This window comes from Amycolatopsis sp. FBCC-B4732 (assembly GCF_023008405.1).
Taxonomy (GTDB): Bacteria; Actinomycetota; Actinomycetes; order Mycobacteriales; family Pseudonocardiaceae; genus Amycolatopsis; species Amycolatopsis pretoriensis_A.
In genome coordinates, this window is record NZ_CP095376.1 from 7709177 (window position 1) to 7728276 (window position 19100).

The 19100-nt window shown below is 71.1% G+C and carries 22 protein-coding genes and 1 pseudogene; 11 read left to right on the plus strand and 12 right to left on the minus strand.

Annotated features, from left to right (window positions below):
* Positions 1-229: 229 nt before the first annotated feature.
* The 6 genes from MUY14_RS34315 to MUY14_RS34340 all read right to left on the minus strand — a co-directional run bounded on the left by MUY14_RS34315 (position 230) and on the right by MUY14_RS34340 (position 6203).
* Positions 230-1087: a DUF4349 domain-containing protein gene (locus tag MUY14_RS34315; protein WP_247015429.1), complete on the minus strand. Its 858-nt coding sequence runs from the start codon at positions 1085-1087 to the stop codon at positions 230-232.
* A 70-nt stretch (positions 1088-1157) separates the two neighbouring features.
* Positions 1158-1670, minus strand: coding sequence for a YbjN domain-containing protein (locus MUY14_RS34320; RefSeq protein WP_247015431.1), 513 nt, complete (start codon positions 1668-1670; stop codon positions 1158-1160).
* Positions 1667-2971 carry a D-inositol-3-phosphate glycosyltransferase gene (gene mshA, locus MUY14_RS34325; RefSeq protein ID WP_247015433.1) on the minus strand — a complete coding sequence of 435 codons (1305 nt, stop codon included), beginning with the start codon at positions 2969-2971 and terminating at the stop codon, positions 1667-1669. Before mshA ends, MUY14_RS34320 begins: the two co-directional genes overlap by 4 nt.
* Positions 2972-2993: 22 nt before the next feature.
* A complete protein-coding gene (locus MUY14_RS34330) occupies positions 2994-3809 on the minus strand; it encodes an alpha/beta fold hydrolase (protein ID WP_247015435.1) in 816 nt (271 codons plus the stop codon).
* A 3-nt stretch (positions 3810-3812) separates the two neighbouring features.
* Positions 3813-4988, minus strand: a complete 1176-nt coding sequence (locus tag MUY14_RS34335) for an Ig-like domain-containing protein (RefSeq protein ID WP_247015438.1) — start codon at positions 4986-4988, stop codon at positions 3813-3815.
* Positions 4989-5147: 159 nt separating this feature from the next.
* A complete protein-coding gene (locus MUY14_RS34340) occupies positions 5148-6203 on the minus strand; it encodes a UDP-N-acetylmuramate dehydrogenase (RefSeq protein WP_247015441.1) in 1056 nt (351 codons plus the stop codon).
* Positions 6204-6227: 24 nt separating this feature from the next.
* Between MUY14_RS34340 and MUY14_RS34345 the strand changes: the two genes are divergently transcribed.
* The 4 genes from MUY14_RS34345 (at position 6228) to purU (ending at position 9249) form a co-directional block, all read left to right on the plus strand.
* On the plus strand, positions 6228-6734 hold the full coding sequence (locus tag MUY14_RS34345) for a DUF2505 domain-containing protein (RefSeq protein WP_247015443.1): 507 nt from the start codon (positions 6228-6230) through the stop codon (positions 6732-6734).
* Positions 6713-7513 (plus strand): class I SAM-dependent methyltransferase, encoded by an 801-nt coding sequence (locus tag MUY14_RS34350; protein WP_247015445.1) that lies wholly within the window; start codon positions 6713-6715, stop codon positions 7511-7513. The genes MUY14_RS34345 and MUY14_RS34350 overlap by 22 nt, the downstream gene beginning before the upstream one ends.
* A gap of 63 nt (positions 7514-7576) precedes the next feature.
* Positions 7577-8278 (plus strand): DedA family protein, encoded by a 702-nt coding sequence (locus MUY14_RS34355; RefSeq protein WP_247015447.1) that lies wholly within the window; start codon positions 7577-7579, stop codon positions 8276-8278.
* 104 nt (positions 8279-8382) lie between these two features.
* Positions 8383-9249 carry a formyltetrahydrofolate deformylase gene (purU, locus tag MUY14_RS34360; protein ID WP_247015449.1) on the plus strand — a complete coding sequence of 289 codons (867 nt, stop codon included), beginning with the start codon at positions 8383-8385 and terminating at the stop codon, positions 9247-9249.
* A 20-nt stretch (positions 9250-9269) separates the two neighbouring features.
* On the opposite strand, the gene MUY14_RS34365 is transcribed toward purU, so the two are convergent.
* Positions 9270-10319: an NAD(P)-dependent alcohol dehydrogenase gene (locus MUY14_RS34365; RefSeq protein ID WP_247015451.1), complete on the minus strand. Its 1050-nt coding sequence runs from the start codon at positions 10317-10319 to the stop codon at positions 9270-9272.
* Between the two features lie 103 nt (positions 10320-10422).
* On the opposite strand from MUY14_RS34365, the gene MUY14_RS34370 reads away from it, so the two are divergent.
* Genes MUY14_RS34370 through MUY14_RS34380 form a run of 3 tightly spaced genes read left to right on the plus strand, consistent with a single transcriptional unit; the run spans position 10423 to position 12274 of the window.
* Complete coding sequence (locus tag MUY14_RS34370) at positions 10423-11022, plus strand: TetR/AcrR family transcriptional regulator (RefSeq protein ID WP_396126874.1); 600 nt, start codon at positions 10423-10425, stop codon at positions 11020-11022.
* 9 nt (positions 11023-11031) lie between these two features.
* Positions 11032-11646, plus strand: a complete 615-nt coding sequence (locus tag MUY14_RS34375) for a pyridoxamine 5'-phosphate oxidase family protein (RefSeq protein WP_247015455.1) — start codon at positions 11032-11034, stop codon at positions 11644-11646.
* A gap of 4 nt (positions 11647-11650) precedes the next feature.
* Positions 11651-12274, plus strand: coding sequence for an HAD family hydrolase (locus tag MUY14_RS34380; protein WP_247015457.1), 624 nt, complete (start codon positions 11651-11653; stop codon positions 12272-12274).
* Here MUY14_RS34380 and MUY14_RS34385 read toward each other — a convergent pair.
* The 3 genes from MUY14_RS34385 to MUY14_RS34395 all read right to left on the minus strand — a co-directional run bounded on the left by MUY14_RS34385 (position 12271) and on the right by MUY14_RS34395 (position 14750).
* Positions 12271-13287: an NADP-dependent oxidoreductase gene (locus MUY14_RS34385; RefSeq protein ID WP_247015459.1), complete on the minus strand. Its 1017-nt coding sequence runs from the start codon at positions 13285-13287 to the stop codon at positions 12271-12273. The genes MUY14_RS34380 and MUY14_RS34385 overlap by 4 nt on opposite strands.
* 95 nt (positions 13288-13382) lie before the next feature.
* A complete protein-coding gene (locus tag MUY14_RS34390; protein WP_247015461.1) occupies positions 13383-13817 on the minus strand; it encodes an SRPBCC family protein in 435 nt (144 codons plus the stop codon).
* 87 nt (positions 13818-13904) lie between these two features.
* Positions 13905-14750: an NAD(P)H-binding protein gene (locus MUY14_RS34395; protein WP_247015463.1), complete on the minus strand. Its 846-nt coding sequence runs from the start codon at positions 14748-14750 to the stop codon at positions 13905-13907.
* A gap of 58 nt (positions 14751-14808) precedes the next feature.
* Between MUY14_RS34395 and MUY14_RS34400 the strand changes: the two genes are divergently transcribed.
* Both MUY14_RS34400 and MUY14_RS34405 read left to right on the plus strand, forming a co-directional pair.
* Positions 14809-15300 (plus strand): MarR family transcriptional regulator, encoded by a 492-nt coding sequence (locus tag MUY14_RS34400; protein ID WP_247015465.1) that lies wholly within the window; start codon positions 14809-14811, stop codon positions 15298-15300.
* Between the two features lie 29 nt (positions 15301-15329).
* Positions 15330-16103, plus strand: coding sequence for a class I SAM-dependent methyltransferase (locus tag MUY14_RS34405; protein WP_247015467.1), 774 nt, complete (start codon positions 15330-15332; stop codon positions 16101-16103).
* On the opposite strand, the gene MUY14_RS34410 is transcribed toward MUY14_RS34405, so the two are convergent.
* Entirely contained in the window at positions 16100-17023 is a 924-nt protein-coding gene (locus tag MUY14_RS34410; RefSeq protein ID WP_247015469.1) for an ABC transporter substrate-binding protein, read from the minus strand. The genes MUY14_RS34405 and MUY14_RS34410 overlap by 4 nt on opposite strands.
* A gap of 139 nt (positions 17024-17162) precedes the next feature.
* Here MUY14_RS34410 and MUY14_RS34415 point away from each other — a divergent pair, with 139 nt between their 5' ends.
* Both MUY14_RS34415 and MUY14_RS34420 read left to right on the plus strand, forming a co-directional pair.
* Entirely contained in the window at positions 17163-17855 is a 693-nt protein-coding gene (locus MUY14_RS34415; protein ID WP_247015471.1) for an ABC transporter permease, read from the plus strand.
* Positions 17852-18559 (plus strand): ABC transporter permease, encoded by a 708-nt coding sequence (locus tag MUY14_RS34420; protein WP_247015473.1) that lies wholly within the window; start codon positions 17852-17854, stop codon positions 18557-18559. Before MUY14_RS34415 ends, MUY14_RS34420 begins: the two co-directional genes overlap by 4 nt.
* Here MUY14_RS34420 and MUY14_RS34425 read toward each other — a convergent pair.
* Positions 18556-19040: pseudogene (locus tag MUY14_RS34425) on the minus strand (integrase core domain-containing protein); the annotation flags it as partial. The gene MUY14_RS34420 and the pseudogene MUY14_RS34425 sit on opposite strands and share 4 nt — an antisense overlap.
* Between the last annotated feature and the right edge of the window lie 60 nt (positions 19041-19100).

Here is a 19100-nt window from a genome sequence, read left to right on the forward strand (position 1 = left end):
CCGCACAGCTCCGCACACCATGAAAGACCCGTTCACCCCACCAAACGCAGTGAACGGGTCTTTCACGACGTCGCAAGCACGCCCGCCCACACCTCGACCGGCTCCCGTTCAAAGCCGCGCCCCCACACCCGAGACGGACCAAGCCGCACAGCTCCGCACACCATGAAAGACCCGTTCACCCCACCAAACGCGATGAACGGGTCTTTCACGACGTCGCAAGCACGCCCACTCACACCTCGGTCGGCTCCGGTCGTGCCGCGCGGCGGCGCCGGTTCAGCCACCAGGCCGCCCAGGCCAGCGGGCCCACGATCAGCAAGAACGGCGCGATCGCGCCCAGCACCGTCAGCAAGCCGCCGCCGAAGGTCAGGAACGCGTCCCAGCCGCCGGCCAGGCCGCCCAGGAATCCGCTGTGGTCCTCTTCGGCCGGTGGGGGCGCCGCCACGCTCCGGACGCTCATCGCCACCGTCGCCATCGCGACGCTGCCCGCCAGCGAGTTCTTCTGCTGCTCCAGCGATTCCAGCGTCGACTCGCGGCTGGTCAGCTCGCTCTCGACCGAGGCGATCTCCGACACCGAGGTCGCCCGCGCGAGCAGCGCGCGGATCCGCTCGACCGACGCCCGCTGCGTCTGCAGCCGCGCGTCGACGTCGACGACCTGCTCGGTCACGTCCTGCGTGTTCAGCTCCCGCTTCACCAGGCTCGAGCCCAGGTGCGAGAGCTGGTCGAGGGCGCCGTCGAGCTTGTCCGCCGGCACCGCGAGGGTGAGCGTCGCGTACTCCTCGCCGGTGCTCTCCTGCCCGGTGTAGCCGCCCGCGCCCTGCGCGATCCCGCGGGCCTGCGCGACGACGTCGGTGACCTTCGTCGCGGTCAGCTCCAGCCGGGCGCTGCGGGACAGCTTCCGGTCGGTGGCGCCGGCCTGCGGCGGTGTCACCTTCGATTCCGCCTTGCCGCCCGTCCCCTGCTTCGGGACGGCGGGCGCGACCCCGCCACTGTCCGCCGTGGACGATGCCCCGTTGCCCGCCGACGAGCAGCCGGCCAGCGCGAAGGCCACGGCCACGGCCGCGAGCCCCGCTCTCCATCGAGTCCGCATCCTGCTTCTCCCTCCAGTTTCGACTGGCGGTGAGACGGATGTCCGGTTCAAGGCCGTTGCACGGCCATGGTCACGACTCGGTCAAGCCCGGTTCGTGCGGCTGCGCGGGGGCGACGAGGTGCTTGAACGCCTGCAGGTTCGCCAGCGACTCGCCGCGGGAGACGCGCCAGTCCCACTCGCGCTTGATCGACGTCGCGAAGCCGATCTCCAGCAGCGTGTTGAAGTCGCCGTCGGCGGCTTCGAGGACCTGGCCGAGCACCTTGTCGAGCTCGTCGGCCGACATGGTCTCCTTGCCGAACCGGCCGACCAGGTAGATGTCCCCGAGACTGTCCACCGTGTAGTGCACGCCGTAGAGTTTCGCGTTGCGCTGCAACAGGAACCGGTAAACGTCCTCATGGGACTCGTCGGGGCGGCGGCAGACGAAGGCCTCCACCGAAAACGCGTGGTCGCCGTCGACCAGCCACGCGTTGGTCTGGAGCTTCTTCGTGCCGGGGAGGGTGACGAAGTACTTGCCGGGACCGCGTTTGTCGTACTTCAGCTCCGCCGAGTCCAAAGTGGACTGGATCAGCTGGTCCAGGCTCACACCGCCACCTCCGCGCGCAGGTCCAGCGCCTGCCGGAACGCGCTGGTGGCCTGAGCATAGATGTCGAGCAGCGCGTCCGTCGTGCGGCGCCAGGAGAACCGGCGCGCGTGCACGACGGCGTTCGCACCCAGTTCGGCCCGCCGGTCCGGGCGCAGCGCGACCGCGGCCAGCGCGTCCGCCCACTCCTCGGCGCCGTGCCCGGGCACCAGCAGGCCGGACACGCCGTGCGGCACCGCCACCGGCAGCCCGCCGACCTCGGCCGCGACCACCGGCGTGCCGCAGGCCTGCGCCTCCAGTGCGACCAGGCCGAACGACTCGTTGTAGCTGGGCACCGCGACGACGTCGGCGGCGCGGAAGACGCGGGCGAGGCGCTCACCCGGCTGCGGCGGCAGGAACCGGACCTGCGCCTCGATGCCCAGCGAAGCGGCCAGCTCACGCAGGGCCTGCGGCTGTTCCAGCCCGGTGCCCGACGGCCCGCCGACGATCAGCACGACCAGGCGCGAAGCCAGCTCGGGGCGGCGGCGCAGCATCGCGGCGGCGGCGTGCAGCAGCACGTCCGGCGCCTTGAGCGGCTGGATGCGGCCGGCGAAGGCGAGCACGACGTCGTCCGCAGCCAGTCCCAGTTCCGCGCGGGCGAGGGACTGGGAGCCGGGCGTGAAGCGTTCGAGGTCGACGCCCGGCGGCACGGCGTGCACGGCGTGTGGCTCGGCGTCGTAGAGGTCGATGAGCTGGCGCGCCTCGACCGCGGTGTTGGCGACCAGCCGGTCGGCCTCGGCGACCACCTGCTCCTCGCCGATCACGCGGGTGCGCGGCTCGGGCTTGTCGCCCTCGGCGAGCGCGGCGTTCTTCACCTTCGCCAGTGTGTGCGCGGTGTGCACCAGCGGGACCGACCAGCGGTCGCGGGCGAGCCAGCCGACCTGGCCCGAGAGCCAGTAGTGCGAGTGGATGAGGTCGTAGTGGCCGGGCTCGTGGAACGCCTCGGTCCGCAGCACGCCGGAGGTGAACGCGCACAGCTGCGCGGGCAGCTCGTCGCGGCCCAGCGGCTCGAACGGCCCCGCCTGCACGTGCCGCACGGTCACCCCGGGCGCCAGCTCGGCCACCGGCGGCTGGTCGGACGCGGTCGCGCGGGTGAAGACCTCGACCTCGACGCCGCGGCGGGCCATCTCGATCGCGGTCTGGCTGACGTAGACGTTCATCCCGCCCGCGTCGCCGGTACCCGGCTGTTCGAGCGGTGAGGTGTGGACGGACAGCACCGCTATCCGGCGCGGCGCAGCCCGGAACCCCCGGTGAGAGCTGGTCACGTGGTCACGTCTCCTGCGTACTTCAGCATTCCTCGGCGAATTGCCGCAGCACCGCGTCGAACTCGGCCGCGGACTCGGCGAAGGGCGCATGCCCCCCGTCAGCGAACCAACGCCCGAGGGCACCCGGAATCTTCCCGAGTGCGTGTTCGGCTACCGAGGGTTCGATCACGCGGTCGGCCGTTCCGTGCGCCACCAGAGCCGGTTTGTCCACCGTGACCAGCACTTCTTCGCTGCCGATGTCCCGGCGGAAGAGCGCCGCACGAACGGCGGGGGGCACGCAGAGAGACGCCCCGAGCATGGCCTGGACCTGCGCGCCGGGCACCGGCCCGGCGGCCATCCCGCGGCAGAACTCGGTGAGCGCCGGGACCGCGGTGTCCGGATCGTCCGAAAGCATCGCCCGCATGTGCTCGCGCATCAGCGGTCCGACGCGCCCGCCCGGCCGGTCGCGGCCGATCTCGGTGATGGCCCCGACGAGCACGAGGCCGCCCAGCCGTGCGGTGCCGTGCACGCGGATGTGGTCCACGAGCACCAGGCCGCCGTAGGACCAGCCGACGACGATCGCGTCCGGCCCCGCGAAGTCGAGCACCGCGGCGAGGTCGTCGGCCCAGACGCGTGGGTCGTCGTAGCCCGAGGTGGGGACGTCGGAGGCGCCGTGGCCCCGCAGGTCCACCGCGACCAACCGGAAGCGCTCGGTCAGCGCGGGGTCGGCCAGCTGCGCCGCCCAGCAGTCCGCCGACTGCGCCCAGCCGTGCACGAACACGATCGGCCTGCTGTTCTCGGCTCCCTCGACCCGCAGGCCGAGCCGGACCCCGCCGTGCCCGACGACTTCGGTGCGCACGGGTTACTTCGCACCCAGCCCTTGCCAGGCCGCCCAGCTGTAGTTCCAGTCCTTGACGTCGGAGTTCATCGGCGGCGACAGCTTCGAGCCGGTGATCTCGACCGGGTCGCCGACCAGCGCCGAGTCGAAGTAGTCCTTGGCGTCGGCTTCGAGCAGGTTGACGCAGCCGTGGGAGTTGTTGTTCTTCCCGATGTTGGCCGCGTTGTCCTGGTTCTCGTGGATGAACTCGCCGTGATTGGAGAACCGGCAGGCCCACTTTTTGTTGACGTTGGTGTAGCCGTAGCGGGCGTTGTCGAAGATCGCCGACGGCTCCTTGCTCATCACCATGTAGGTGCCGTTCGGGGTGTTGCGGTCGACCTCGGCGTCCAGCCCGTTCGCGCACGGGTAGCTCTTGACCTGCGAGCCGCCGCGGTAGACGTGCATCTGGTGCTCGGGCGTGCTGATCTTGACGACCTGGTTGCGGCCGATCTTGAACTTCGTGGTGACGTCGGTCTTGCCGTACGCGCCACCGCCGAGCTCGACGCCGTAGAGCTTCGCCTCGACGCTCACGGTGATGTTCTGCGGCCAGTACTCCTTCGGCCGGTAGTCGACCTGGCTGTCCGACAGCCAGCCCCAGGCACCTTCGACGTCCTTGTCCGTCTTCACGGACAGGGCCTTCTCGACGGCCGCGCGGTCCTTGACCGGCGACGCGAACTTGACGCTGATCGGCATGGCCACGCCGACCGTCTGGTTGTCGACGGGGTTGAGCGTGGCGCGGACCTGCTTGGCCGGGCTGATCGTGGTGAACGTGCCGGCGAGCTCGGCCGGCTTGCCGTCGGTGCCCGTGGCCTTGGCCGCGTAGGTGTAGGTCTTGCCGTAGCCGAGGGGCTCGGAGCTGGTCCAGGTGAGCCCGTCGGGCGCGGTGTCGCCCTTGACGGCCTTGCCGCCCTCGGCGGTCACCTTGCACTCGGTGAGCTTGCCGTCGGCGACCTTGATCACCACGGGCTTGAGCACCGCGGCGTCCTTGGCGCCGACCGCCGGCTCGGCCGTGATCTTCGCCACGGGCTGCGCGCTTTCCCCGTCGGCGCCCGCCGCCCCGGTGGGCAGCGCGGTGCCGTCGTTCGTGCTCGAACACGCCGCGGCCACGAGTGCGGCCCCCGCCGCGAGCGCGGCTTTGAAGACCGTGCGCCGTCCGATCACCGAAAACCTCCCGAGTTCCCCCGCCGACCAGCGAGTCCAAGCCCTTAGCGCTGGTGGCACGTCCGACGTTACCCGCCGAAAGGTAAAAACCATCCGATCAGGTAGCTACGCCTTTGTCGACAAAGACGTCTCATCCACGTCCAGGTTGCCCGGTTCGGCTCAAATGACGCAGTTGATCAGCAGCGGCTCGGGGTGCAGCCGGACGCCGAAGCGCTGTTCGACACCGTCCCGCACCTCCCTGGCCAGCGCCAATAGGTCTTCGGTCGACGCGCCGCCGCGGTTGGTCAGCGCGAGGGTGTGCTTCGTCGACAGCGAGACGCGGTTCCCCGGTCCGGGGTACCCCTTGGCGAAGCCGGCGCGCTCGATCAGCCAGGCCGCCGACAGCTTCGTGCCGCCGTCGGCCGGGTATTGCGGGACCGCCGAACCGACCGCCGCCGTGATCCGCTCGAGGACCGCTTCCGCTTCGGCGCCCGGGACGATCGGGTTGGTGAAGAACGAGCCCGCGCTCCACGTGTCGTGGTCGGCCGGGTCGAGCACCATGCCCTTGCCGCGGCGCAGGCCGAGCACGGCTTCCCGCGCCTCGGCGGCCGGGACCCGGGCCCCGATCTCGACGCCCAGGGTGCGCGCCAGCTCGGCGTAGCGGATGGGCGCGGAGAGGCCGTCTTCGCGGACCTCGAAGCGGACCGAGAGGACGACGCCGGTGTCGGTGCCCTTGAGGACGCTGGTGCGGTAGGCGAAGCCGAGCTCGTCGGCCTTGAGCGTGCGCACCTCGCGCGTCACGCGGTCGTACAGCTCGACCGAGACGATCGACTCGGCGACTTCGCAGCCGTACGCGCCGACGTTCTGGATCGGCGTCGCGCCGACGCTGCCGGGGATGCCCGACAGGCACTCGAGCCCGCCCAGGCCGGCCTCGACCAGCCCGGCGACGAAGGCGTCCCAGTTCTGGCCGGCCTCGACGTCGACGAAGTCACCGTCGCGGCGCCAGCCGGTGTTCGCCACCTCGACCAGCGTGCCGTCGAACCCCGCGTCGGCGACCACCAGGTTGGAGCCGCCGCCGAGCAGCAGCACCGGCTCGCCCGCCGCGTCGGCGTCGCGGACGGCCTCGACGAGTTCTTCGCTGGTCACGGCGGTGGCGAACCGGCTGACGGGGCCGCCGAGGCGCAGGGTGGTGTACGCCGAGAGCTGCGGGAGCGCGGGAGTCGGGGCGGTGTTCACCCGCCTGACGGTACTGTCCGGCTCATGGGATCCCGGATCGAGCACCGTGCTGAGTTCGCCGCCGACGTGGCCGCCGTCTACGCCGCGGTGTCCGGCGAGGACGCGCTGCGGGCCCGGCTGGCGGAGCTCGGCGGGCACGACGCCGAACTGCTGTCGTACGACGTTTCCGACACCGGCCTGACCTACCGGCTGCGGCAGGGCATCAGCGCGGACAAGCTGCCGTCGGCGGTGCGGACGCTGCACAAGGGCGACCTGATCGTGACCCGGACGCAGACCTGGCGCGTGAGCAAGGACGGCACCGGCCACCAGGGCCAGGCGTCGGTCGAGGTCGGCGGGGTCCCGGGCGAGATCGCCGCGCGGACGGCGGTGCTGGCCAACGGCGACACGACCGTGCTGCGGACGAGCGGCGAGGTGACGGTCCGGATCCCGCTGTTCGGCGGGAAGCTGGAGAGCGTGATCGCCGAGCAGGTCACGAAGCTGCTGGAGCACGAAGCCGAATTCACCGCGAAGTGGCTGGCCGGGGCCGCCTGAGCCCGGTCGGCGCGCCGACCCGCGGCACGACGAACCCGAACCGCCTGCGCCGGGTCGACCGGTGGATCGCGTCGGCGCCGGCCACGACCCGGCTGCTGCGCGCGGCCCCGGACCCGCTGGTCGTCGACCTCGGCTACGGCGCTTCCCCGGTGACGACGGTCGAGCTGGCCCGCTGGGTGCGGCGGGTCCGGCCGGACGTCCGGGTGCTCGGCCTGGAACTGGACCCGGTGCGCGTCGCGGCCGCGTTGCCCGCCGCGGCACCGCCGCTGCTGGACTTCCGCCGGGGCGGGTTCGAGCTGGCGGGCACCCGGCCGGCGCTGGTGCGCGCCTTCAACGTGCTGCGGCAGTACGCGGAGGACGAGGTCGCGGGCGCGTGGGAGCTGGTGCTGGCCTCGATGGCGCCCGGCGGCCTGCTGGTCGAGGGCACCTGCGACGAGATCGGGCGGCTGTCGACGTGGGTGCTGGTGTCGTCGGCCGGGCCGGTCTCCCTGACGCTCTCGCTGCGGCTGGCCGGGCTCGACCGGCCCTCGACGATCGCCGAACGGCTGCCGAAGGCGCTGATCCACCGGAACGTACCGGGCGAGCGGGTGCACGCGCTGCTGTCGGCGCTGGACACCTGCTGGGCGACGGCGGCGCCGCACCAGGCGTTCGGGGTCCGCTCGCGCTGGCTGGAGGCGGTCCGGCTGCTGGCCGCGCGCGGCTGGCCGGTGCTCGGGCCGCCGTCCCGGATCCGGCTGGGCGAGCTGACCGTGCCGTGGGATTCGGTCGCCCCCGCCTGAACGTTCACCGGGGCACCCCCGCTGCGTCACCCCGAAGTGACCTGCGGTGATCACCATTGAGCCGTGGAACTCCTGGGGCAGGTCACCGAGCTGCTGCGCGGCGCGCTCGGCTCGCCGTGGCTGTGGGTGGTCGTCTTCGCGGTGTCCGGGTTGGACGCTCTGCTGCCGTTCATGCCCAGCGAAACGACCGTCGTCACCGTCGCCGTCCTGCTCGGGCCCGATCCCGCGCAGCTGACCGCGCTCGCCGCCGTCGCGGCCGGCGGGGCGTGGGCGGGAGACTGCCTCGGGTACGCCGTCGGGCGGTCCGCGGGGCCGCGGGCCGTCGCGTGGCTGCAGCGCGGACCGGAGGGGCAACGCCGCTACGGGTGGGCGCGCGACCAGGTCCGGCGCAACGGCGGGCTGCTCATCATCGCCGCCCGCTACCTGCCCGGCGGGCGCGTCGCCAGCTCGCTCGCGAACGGCAGCCTGGGCTACCCGCTGCCGCGGTTCGTCGTGCTCGACCTCGCCGGTGCCGCGATCTGGGCGGTGTACAGCGTGCTGATCGGCCTGGCCGGCGGCGCCGCGTTCGCCGACGAGCCGGGCAAGGGCCTGCTGCTGTCGTTCAGCCTCGGCCTGGGCCTGGTCTTCGCCATCGAAGCCGGCCGGCGGCTACGGTCGGCCCACGCTCGAAGCGATCGACGTCCACGCCGAGGCGCTGAAGCGGGCGGCGCTGCGGGCCGGCCCGGTGACCCCGGTGCCGAACTGTCCGAAGTGGACTGTCCATGACCTGGTGGACCCGGCGCCGACGTCTACCGCGTGCGCCGGGCGTCCGTCACGGACGACCTAGCACCACTCGCGGCGCCCTGACCAGCGCGAGGGAGAATGCCGTCGTGACCGCTCCCGAACGCCGCTACGTCATCACCTTCGGCTGCCCCGACCGCACCGGCATCATCGCCCGGATCTCCGGGTTCCTCGCCGAGCACGGCGGCTGGATCGTCGAAGCGGCCTACCACACCGACCCGGACACCGGCTGGTTCTTCACCCGCCAGGTCGTCCGGGCCGACTCGCTGCCGTTCGACGCCGCCGGGCTGCGCGCGCGCTTCGGCGCGGTGGCCGCGGACCTGTCCGCGGAGTCGAGCTGGCAGGTCAGCGACACCGGCGAGCGGCGCCGCGCGGTGGTGCTCGTCTCGAAGGCCGGGCACTGCCTGTACGACCTGCTCGGCCGGGTCGCCTCCGGCGAGCTCGACGTCGACATCGCGGCGGTGATCGGCAACCACGAGTCCCTCGCCGACATCACCCGCGCGCACGGCATCCCGTTCCACCACGTGCCGTTCCCGGCCGGGGGCAAGGAAGCCGCGTTCGAGGAGGTCCGCGAGCTGGTCGACGAGCACGACCCGCACGCGGTGGTGCTGGCCCGGTTCATGCAGATCCTGCCCGCGGACCTGTGCCGCGACTGGGCCGGGCGGGCGATCAACATCCACCACAGCTTCCTGCCGTCGTTCGTCGGCGCGAAGCCGTACCACCAGGCCCACACCCGCGGCGTGAAGCTGGTCGGCGCGACCTGCCACTACGTGACGGCGGACCTCGACGCGGGCCCGATCATCGACCAGGACGTCATCCGCGTCGACCACGGCGACTCGGTCGAGGACATGGTCCGCAAGGGCCGCGACATCGAGAAGGTGACGCTGGCCCGCGGCCTGCGCTGGCACCTGGAGAACCGGGTGCTGGTGCACGGCAACCGCACCGTGGTGTTCTGACGCGGTTGCCGTGCTCTTCCTCAGGCGCCGATCGTCTTGGCGTCGATCACGAAGCGGTAGCGCACGTCGGAGTTCTCGACGCGCTCGTAGGCCTCGTTGACCTTGGCGGCCGGGATCGTCTCGATCTCCGCGCCGATGCCGTGCTTCGCGCAGAAGTCCAGCATCTCCTGGGTCTCCGCGATGCCGCCGATCATCGAGCCGGCCAGCACCTTGTTGCCGCCGAGCAGCGAGAACGCGTTGTAGTTCAGCGGCTCGCCGGGCGCGCCGACGTTGACCATCGCACCGCCGACCTTGAGCAGGCCCAGGTAGGCGTCGATCGGCAGCTTGGCCGACACGGTGTTGAGGATGACGTCGAACTTGCCCTTGAGGACGTCGAACGTCGCTTCGTCGCTGGTCGCGTAGTAGTCGGTCGCGCCGAGCTTCAGGCCGTCTTCCTGCTTCTTGAGGCTCTGGCTCAGCACGGTCACCTCGGCGCCCATCGCGGCGGCGATCTTGACGCCCATGTGCCCGAGCCCGCCGAGGCCGATCACGGCGACCTTCTTGCCGGGGCCGGCGCCCCAGTGGTGCAGCGGCGAGTAGGTGGTGATGCCCGCGCACAGCAGCGGCGCGGCGACGTCGAGGTCGATGCCTTCGGGGATGCGGCAGACGAAGGCGTCCTTCACGACGATCTGGTTGCTGTAGCCGCCGTAGGTGTTCTCGCCGTCGAAGCCGACGCCGTTGTAGGTCTGGACGTTGCCCTTGACGCAGAACTGCTCGGTGCCGGCCAGGCAGTATTCGCACTCGCCGCAGGAGTCGACCATACAGCCGACGCCGACGCGATCGCCGACCTGGTACTTCGTGACGTCCGAGCCGACCGCGGCGACGACGCCGGCGATCTCGTGACCCGGGACCATCGGGAAGATCGCCTGGCCCCAGTCTTCCTTGGCCTGGTGGATGTCGCTGTGGCAGATGCCGGCGTAGGCGATGTCGATCAGGACGTCGTCGGCACGCAGGTCACGGCGCTCGATCGTGGTCGGTGCGAGCGGCGCACCCGGCGCCGGTGCGGCAATGGCGTGCGTGGTGGTGCTCATGGAACCCTCCAGGTTCAAGTACCGTTGGTCCTCGTAAGAGGTCTCTTACATGTCTACGTAAGAGAGGTCTTACATATTTCGATCGGGAGATGTGAACCAGCTCATGGGCGGCAAGTACCACCACGGCGACCTCCGCGGCGAACTCGTGCGCGTCTCCCTCGACCTCATCGCGGAGCAGGGGCTGGCCGGCTTCTCGGTCGCCGAGGTCGCCCGGCGCGCGAAGGTCAGCCCGGGCGCGCCTTACCGCCACTTCGCCGACCGCGAGAGCCTGCTCGCCGAGGTCGCGTGCACGATCGCCTGCCAGCTCGCCGAGCGCGTCGCCACCGCGGCGGCCGAGCACACCGACCCGGCGGACGCACTGGCCGCGGCGGCCGGCGCGTACACCCGCTACCTGATCGAGCGGCGGGCCGGGATGAACGTCCTCTACGCCGACGGCCTGCACGGCCCCGAGCAGACCGAGCTGCACGAACAGACCCGTCGGCTGACCGACGAGTTCCTGATGCGCTGCCTGGCGGTCGCGCCGGACCCGGCGACGGCGCTGGAGCTGATGGAGCAGCTGTTCACCCAGGCGCACGGCTACGGCACGTTCCAGCTCGACGGCGTCTTCGTGAAGCACGGCTATTCGGTGGACCTGGTGGTCGAGAAGTCGACGACGGCGGCCCGCATCGCGATCGCGGGCCGGACTGTCGGTGCGGCGCGCTAGCTTGGACGCATGGGGATCATCGACTCACACGAGGCCTTGCGGGACCTGATCGGCGAAGCCAAGCCGATCACCCAGCAGAAGATCATCGACCGGATCGACGAGCACGCGCGGAACCTGATCGCGCACTCGCCGTTCGTCCTGCTGGCGACGTCCGCTCCCGACGGCAGCTGCGACGTCTCGCCGCGGGGCGACCCCGCGGGCTCCGTCCTGGTGCTCGACCACAAGACCCTCGTGCTCGCCGACCGCCCCGGCAACAAGCTGATCGACAGCTTCCGCAACATCATCGACAACCCGCACGCCGGCCTGCTGTTCCTGGTGCCGGGGATGAACGAGACGCTCCGGGTGAACGGTCGCGCGAAGCTGGTCTCGGACGCGCCCTTCTTCGACTCGCTGGTGGTGCGGGGCAAGCGGCCGAAGCTCGCGGTGGTCGTCGAGGTCGAAGAGCTGTACATGCACTGCGCGAAGGCGTTCCTGCGGTCCTCGCTGTGGGACCCGGCGACCTGGCCGGACCGCTCGACGCTGCCGACGCTCGGCACGATCATGCGCGACCAGATGGCGCTGCCCATGTCGGCGGAAGAACTCGACGCGGGACTCAACGAACGGGCGCTGACCCAGCAATACTGAACCCATGCTCTGCGTCTTCGACGTCAACGAGACCCTGCTCGACCTCGCCGCCATGGACGCCGTCGTCGGCGGGCCCGACGTGCGGCGGGAGTGGTTCGGGCTGGCCATCCACACGGTCCTGACCGTGACGGCCACCGGCGGCTACCGCGACTTCGCGGGCATCGCCGGGGAAGCCGCGATCGAGGTCGCCGACCGGCACGGGCGGGAAGTGGACCTCGCGAAGGTCGCCGCGGGTCTGCGCTCGCTGCCCGCGCACCCGGACGTCGAGCCCGGCCTCGCGAAGCTGCGCGAAAAGGGACACACCGTCGTCGCGCTGACGAACTCGCCGCTCGCCACCGCCGAGGCGCAGCTGCAGAACGCCGGGCTGGCGCCGCTGCTCGACCGGATCTTCTCGGCCGAGCAGGTCGGCAGGCTCAAGCCGGCGCCCGAGCCGTACCGCCAGGTCGTGGCCGCGTACCCCGGGATGCGGGCGGTGATGATCGCGGCGCACGACTGGGACATCGCGGGCGCCCAGGCGGCGGGCCTCGAGACGGCGTTGCTCACCCGTCCCGGCGTCCGCCCGCTGCCCGGTTCGCCCGCGCCCACCTACACCGCGTCGACCCTGCCGGAGCTGGCCGGACTGCTCTAGCCGGCGATGCGGACCAGCATCTTGCCGGTGTTGGCCCCGGACAGCAGGCCGAGGAACGCCTCGGGCGCGTTGCGGATGCCGTCGACGAAGGTCTCCGAGTACTTGATCTGCCCGGACTGCACCAGCGGCGCGATCTCGGTGACGAACTGCTGCTGCAGGCCCCAGTGGTCCAGCACCAGCAGGCCGCGGATGGTGATCCGCTTGGCGATGATCTGCGAGAGGTTGCGCGGCGCCGGCGTCGCCTCGGTGGCGTTGTACTGCGAGATCATCCCGCAGACGGCGATGCGGCCGTGCACGGTGATCGCGTCGATCGCCGCTTCGAGGTGCTCGCCGCCGACGTTGTCGAAGTAGACGTCGATGCCCTCGGGCGCCGCGGCGTGCAGCTGCTCGGCGACCGGGCCGTCCTTGTAGTTGAAGGCCGCGTCGAAGCCGAGGTCGTCGATCAGGTGGCGGACCTTCTCCGCCGAACCCGCCGAGCCGATGACCCGCTTGGCGCCCTTCAGCTTCGCGAGCTGCCCGACGAGCGAGCCGACCGCACCGGCCGCGCCGGAGACGAACACCGTGTCGCCCGGCTTGAACTCGGCCGACTCCAGCAGACCCGCGTACGCCGTGAGGCCCGGCATGCCGAGCACGCCGAGGTACGTCGACAGCGGCGCGGCGTCGCCGTCCACCTTGACGAACCGCTTGGCGTCGAGCACGGCGTGCGTGCGCCAGCCGGCCTGGTGGAGCACGTGGTCGCCCGGCTTCACGCCGTCCACGTGGGACTCGACGACCTCGCCGACCGCCCCGCCGTTCATGACCTCGCCCACCTCGAACGGCGGCGCGTAGGACTTCACGTCCCGCATCCGGCCGCGCATGGCCGGGTCGACGCTCATGACCAGGTTGCGCACCAGGATCTGGCCCTCGCCCGCAGCGGGGATCTCGGTGTCCACGATCTCGAAGTTGTCGTGCGTGGGGACGCCGTGCGGGCGGGACGCGAGCCGGATCTCGGTCGCCTGGGTGGGTGCGTTCACCGTCGAACTCCTCAAGTCGGTCGAAGCGGGGCAGGCGCCCCGGATTCCACCGGGTAGAACCGGCTAACCGGGGCGCACATTCCGATTGTGACGCGCTACACGATCTCGGCGAGCTTCCCGAGCACGCCGTCGTAGATCTTCTTCAGCCCACCCGGCGCGAAGGTCTTCTCGAAGAAGCCACCGACACCACCGGCACCGTCCCAGGTGGTCTCGATCTTCACGACGCTCTTCTCACCGGCCTCGGCGACCGTCCACGTGGTGACCATGCTCGAGTTCGCGTCGGTCTCGACCAGCGTGCCGGGCTTCGGCTCGCTGACCGTGGCCTTGACGTCGCGCACCCGCTTGGACGTCGCCTGCAGCTTCCAGCCCGCCTTGGTCCCGGCGCCGACCCCGCCTTCGGTGACCTCGTAGTCGCGGTAGTGCTCGGTGAGCAGCTTCGGGCGCGTCTCGGCGTAGTCGGCGACGAGCGCGCGAACCTTGTCGGCCGGAGCGTCGATGGTGCGCTCCGCGGTGGCCGTGACCTTTCCCATTTCACTCCTTCTGGCGAGCTTCGCGAACAGACTCCACGATCCCACCGTGCCGTGCACGTCCTGCGCGCGGTCTCACCCGACCGCGGATCAGCCCTGGAAATCCGCGGCGTGGTCGGCCGCCCAGTCCGCGAAAGTCCGGGCCGGGCGGCCGAAGATCTTCTCCACCTCGGCCGTCGGCGGGAACTGCGGGCGCGCGAGGTGGGCGGCGTAGCGCGCCATCATCGCCGTCACGAACGGCTCCGGAAGGCCGCCCGCGACCATCCCCCGCGCGGCCGCCTCGGCCGGCACCTCGTGGAACCGCAACGGCCGGCCGAGCACCTCGCCGAGCACCCGCACCATCTCCGCGTGTGACAGCGATTCCGGCCCGGTCAGGTCGACGCGGCCGAGTACGTCATCGCCGACGAGCGCGCGGACCAGCACCGCGACCAGGTCCCGTTCGTGGAGCGGCGACTCCTCGAACCCGGCGTGCACGTACCGGACGTCGTCGCCGGCGCGGATCTGCCCGCCCCACGCGGTCAGCGCGTTGAGGGCGAACGAACTCGGCCGCAAGCTCACCCATTCGAGCCCGCTCGTCGCGGCAGCGTCGTCAGCCTCCTTGTTGCGGTCGCCGCGGAACCGGGACGGCTGCGCCGCGAGGTCATCGTCCACATTGGCCGCGGAGAGCGCGACCACCCGGCGGACGCCGGCCGCGCGGGCCAGCGCGACCAGGTCGTGCGCGGCAGCGCCGACGGCCCGCGGGTGGAGGAACAGCGCCGACGCACCCCGCAGCGCGTCCGCGAGGGTCTCCGGGCGCGAGGGATCGCCCTCGACCACCTCGACGTCGGACGGGAAGCCCGCCGTGCGCGGCGCGCGGGTGACGACCCGGGTACGGCCGCCCAGTTCGGCGGTGAGCGAGCGGCCGACCAGGCCGGTGGCGCCGGTGAGCACGATCATGGCGAACCCCCGAGATAAGCTGATTCCTGAAGTCCAGATGATAAGAGGAGCATATCATATGACTTCCGTATCAGATGGTGGTGCGGGCGTCCGCCGACGCCGGTCCACCGTGGCGGTGAAGGAGTCGCTGCGCGAGCTGCGCAACCAGCTCTCCCTCCTGAACCACCAGGTCAGCGCCCACCTCGCGCTCAAGGACGTCGACCTGGACTGCCTCGAGCTGATCGCCCGGCACGGTCCGCTGAGCCCGAGCGCGCTGGCCCGCCGCGCCGGTCTGCACCCGGCGACCATGACCGGCATCCTCGACCGGCTCCAGAAGGGTGGCTGGATCGTCCGCGAGCGCGATCCGGAGGCCGCCGACCGGCGTTCGGTGGCGGTGCGTGCCGTCCGCGGCCGCAACGCGGAGCTGTTCCGGCTCTACGCGGGGATGAACACGGCGATGGACGAGCTCTGCGCCGGCTACAGCGAAGAAGAATTGGCGCTGATCGCCGGCTTCCTGCGGCGCACGACGTCAGCGGGCCATACCGCGACCGGCGAGCTGGCGAAGGACTGACCAGCGCTTTTTGTGCTGTACTCAGGGACATGTGGCAGTCAGGCGACGCTTACGAGGCCTACATCGGACGCTGGAGCCGCAAGATCGCGGAGACGTTCGTCCGGCAGCTCGACGTCCCGGCGAGCCGGCGCTGGCTCGACGTCGGCTGCGGCACGGGCGCGTGTACGGCCGCGGTGCTGACGGCGGCGAACCCGGCGGAGGTCGTCGGCGCCGACCCGTCCGAGGGGTTCCTCGAGACCGCCCGCGCGAACGTGACCGACCCGCGGGCGTCGTTCACCCTGGCCGATGCCCAAGAGCTGCCGTTCCCCGATGACCGCTTCGACGTCGTGGTGTCGGGGCTGGTGCTGAACTTCGTCCCGGACCCGGCGCGTGCGGCGGCGGAGATCGCCCGGGTGAGCGCGCCGGGCGGGCTCGCCGCGGCGTACCTGTGGGACCTCGCCGAGGGCATGGAACTGATCCGCCGCTTCTGGGAGGCGGCCGGCGAGCTCGACCCGGTCGCCGCCCTCGACGAAGGGCGCCGCTACCCGCTGTGCCGCCCGGAACCCCTCGGCAGGCTGTGGACGGAAGCCGGCTTCACCGGGGTCTCCGTCGGGGAGATCAAGATCCCGACGGTGTTCCGCGACTTCGACGACTACTGGCAGCCGTTCCTCGGCGCGCAGGGCCCGGCCCCCGCGTACCTCGCGTCGCTGCCCGAGGCCCGCCGGGACCAGATCCGTGAACTCCTGCGCGGCCGCCTGCCCACGAACCCGGACGGCTCGATCCCCCTCTGGGCGAGCGCCTGGGTCGTGCGCGGAACCGCTTAGAGACCGGCCTGCGCCAGCCAGTCCTTCGCGACGTCTTCGGCCTTTTCCCCGTCGGAGTCGACGCGCTTGTTCAGGTCGCGCATGACGTCGGTCGTCAGCTTCGCGCTCACCGCGTTGACGGCGGTCGCGAAGTCGGCGCCGCGCTCGTCGAGCACCTTCTTGTTCACCGCCGGCACGACGTTCTCGGTCGGCACGATGTTCAGGTCGTCCTTGAGCACCGTGTAGTTCGAGTCGCCGGTCAGCGGGCTGACCGAGTCGACCGGGATGACCGTGACGGCCCCGGACTTGAGCTGCTCGACCCGCGGCCCGGCTTCCTGGATGGTCTGGAAGGTCGCGTTCGTCAGCTTGTAGGTCTCCTTGAAGCCGAGGAAGCACGGAAGCCGCTTCTCGCACTCCGGCGGGCCCGCCATGACGACCTTGTCGAGCTTCTTCAGGTCGCTGATGGACGCGATGCCCTTTTCCTTGGCCAGGTCCGACTTGACGATGTAGGTGTTCTTGTCCTCGGCGGGCGCGAAGTTCAGCAGCCCGACGCCGCTGGGCTCGAACAGCTTGGCCAGCTGGTCGTGCTCCTCCTGCGCGCTCTTGCCCGCCTCCTTGCCGAAGCCGGTGGTGATCGCCGCGCCCTGGTACTCCGGGACGAACTGCAGCTCACCGGACTTGAGCGACGGGTAGATCAGCTCCCGCGAGCCCAGGTTCAGCTTCTTCGTCACCGGGTAGCCCTTGGCCTCCAGCGCCTGGGCGTAGATCTCGGCGAGGATCTGGCTGTCGGTGAAGTTGAAGGACGCGACGACGATCGGCGCCCCGCCCTTGCTCTGCGCGGCGGGCTTGTCACCGCTGTCGCTGCCACCACCACAGGCGGCCAAGCCGAGCGTCGCCGCGACGGCCACCGCCACCACGGACGCGTTCCGGAACCAGCGCACGAATCCCCACTCCCTCGTCACTCGAACAGACGAAAGGACCCTAGCGCCGCCCCCCGACAAGAATCCACATGTTGGGAGAAGAGCGTCCATTTTCCCAGCGTGCGGAATCCGAACGGCCCGATCGGGGTAAGGTCGCCGGGTGCACGTGAGCGCGGTGACGCCGCTGGCCGCCGACAGCGGGCCGCCGATCTTCCAGTGGAAGTGGGTGGACCGCAACGCCGACGACATCGTCCAGCGGCTGGTCGAACACATCTCCCTGACCGGTGTCGCCCTCGGCGCCGGGCTGGTCGTCTCGATCGCGCTGGCGCTGCTGTCGCTGCGTTTCCGCTGGTCCTACGGGGTCATCCTGAGCGCGGCGGGCGCGTTGTACGTGATCCCGAGCCTGGGCGCGTTCGCGGTGCTGGTGCCGTTCTTCGGGCTGTCGTTCGCCTCGGCGGTGATCCCGCTGGCGACGTACACGCTGCTGATCCTGGTCCGTAACATCGTCACCGGCGTCGACCAGGTGCCGAACGAAGTCCGCGAAGCCGCGATCGGCATGGGGTACACGCGCGGCAGGCTGCTGTGGCAGATCGAGCTGCCGCTCGCGCTGCCGGTGGTGATCGCCGGGCTGCGCGTCGCGGCGGTGACGACCATCGGCCTGGTCACGGTGACGTCGATGCTCGGCCTCGGCGGCCTGGGCTACTTCATCCGCCACGGCATCCAGACGGCGACGCCCAACCCGACGGAGATCATCGTCGGCGTCGGGCTGTCGGTGGTGCTGGCGGTGGTCGTGGACCTCCTGCTGTGGCTCAGCGAGCGGGTGCTGGCGCCCTGGACCCGGAAGGCGCGATGAGCTTCTTCGACCAGCTGGACGCGTGGCTCGCGGATCCGAACCGCTGGAGCTGGACGGACAAGGCGGGCGTCCCGTACCGGACGGTGGAGCACCTCAGGTTTTCCCTGCTGGCACTGGTGATCGCGGCGGTGCTGACGATCCCGCTGGCGCTGTGGCTGGCCCACTACCGCCGCGGCGCGTTCCTGGCCAGCAGCGCGGTCAACATCGGGCGCGCGATCCCGAGCTTCGGGCTGATCATCCTGTTCTGGTTCCTGGCGAGCCGCTGGGAGCTGGACACGACGTTCTGGCCGCTCCTGCTCGCGCTGGTGGCCCTGGCGGCGCCCCCGCTGTTCACCAACACGTACGCGGGCGTGGTGTCCCTGGAGCAGGAGACGGTCGACGCCGCCCGCGGCACGGGCTACCGCGAATGGCAGATCATGCTGCGGCTGGAGCTCCCGCTGGCCTCCCCGGTGATCCTGGCGGGCGCCCGGGTCTCGTTCCTCCAGCTGATCGCGACGGTGGCGATCGGCGCGATCGTCAACGACGGCGGCGGCCTGGGCCGCTACATCGTCGACGGCTTCGCACTGGGGGCGCAGGGGTACGGCCAGATCTTCGCGGGCGGCCTGGCGGCGGTGCTCCTGGCTTTGCTGTGCGATGGGGCTTTCGCGCTGATCACGCGACTGGCGACGCCACGGGGGCTGGCACTGCAGAACGCCCGCCGCTAGCTGTGATGTCCAGGGAGGTTGGTCAGCCGGGTGACGGGCGGCTTGCCGCCGGTTGAGCTGTGGGGTCGGTGGTGATCGTAAAAGTGCAGCCAGCCCGGTAGCGCTGCTCGGCGTTGCTGCTCGCAGGGATAGAAGCGGGCGAAGGCCCATTCATCGGCCAGTGTCCGGCGGACCCGTTCGATCTTGCCGTTGGTCTGCGGCCGGTAGGGCCGCGTCCGTTTCGGGGTGATCCCCAGCTCGGTGCAGGTGTCACGCCAGGCGTGGGACCAGGCCACTGCCCGGCGCACTACCGCGGTGGCGGTGGCTGCGGTTTCGGGGGTGGCGCGTTTGTTGCGCTCGCCTTGGGGCGTCCGACGAAGCGGTGCCCGCCGCCGTCGGGGATGTTGCCGAACTCGGTGACATCGACATGGATCAGCGATCCGGGATAGGCGTGTTCGTAGCGGCGCAGGGGTTCGCCGATGACCCGGTCGATGTGGGTGAGTCACAGGCGGGTGCGTGGGGTCAGGGTGGGACACGAAGGCCTCCGGTAGGTGAAGCGGTT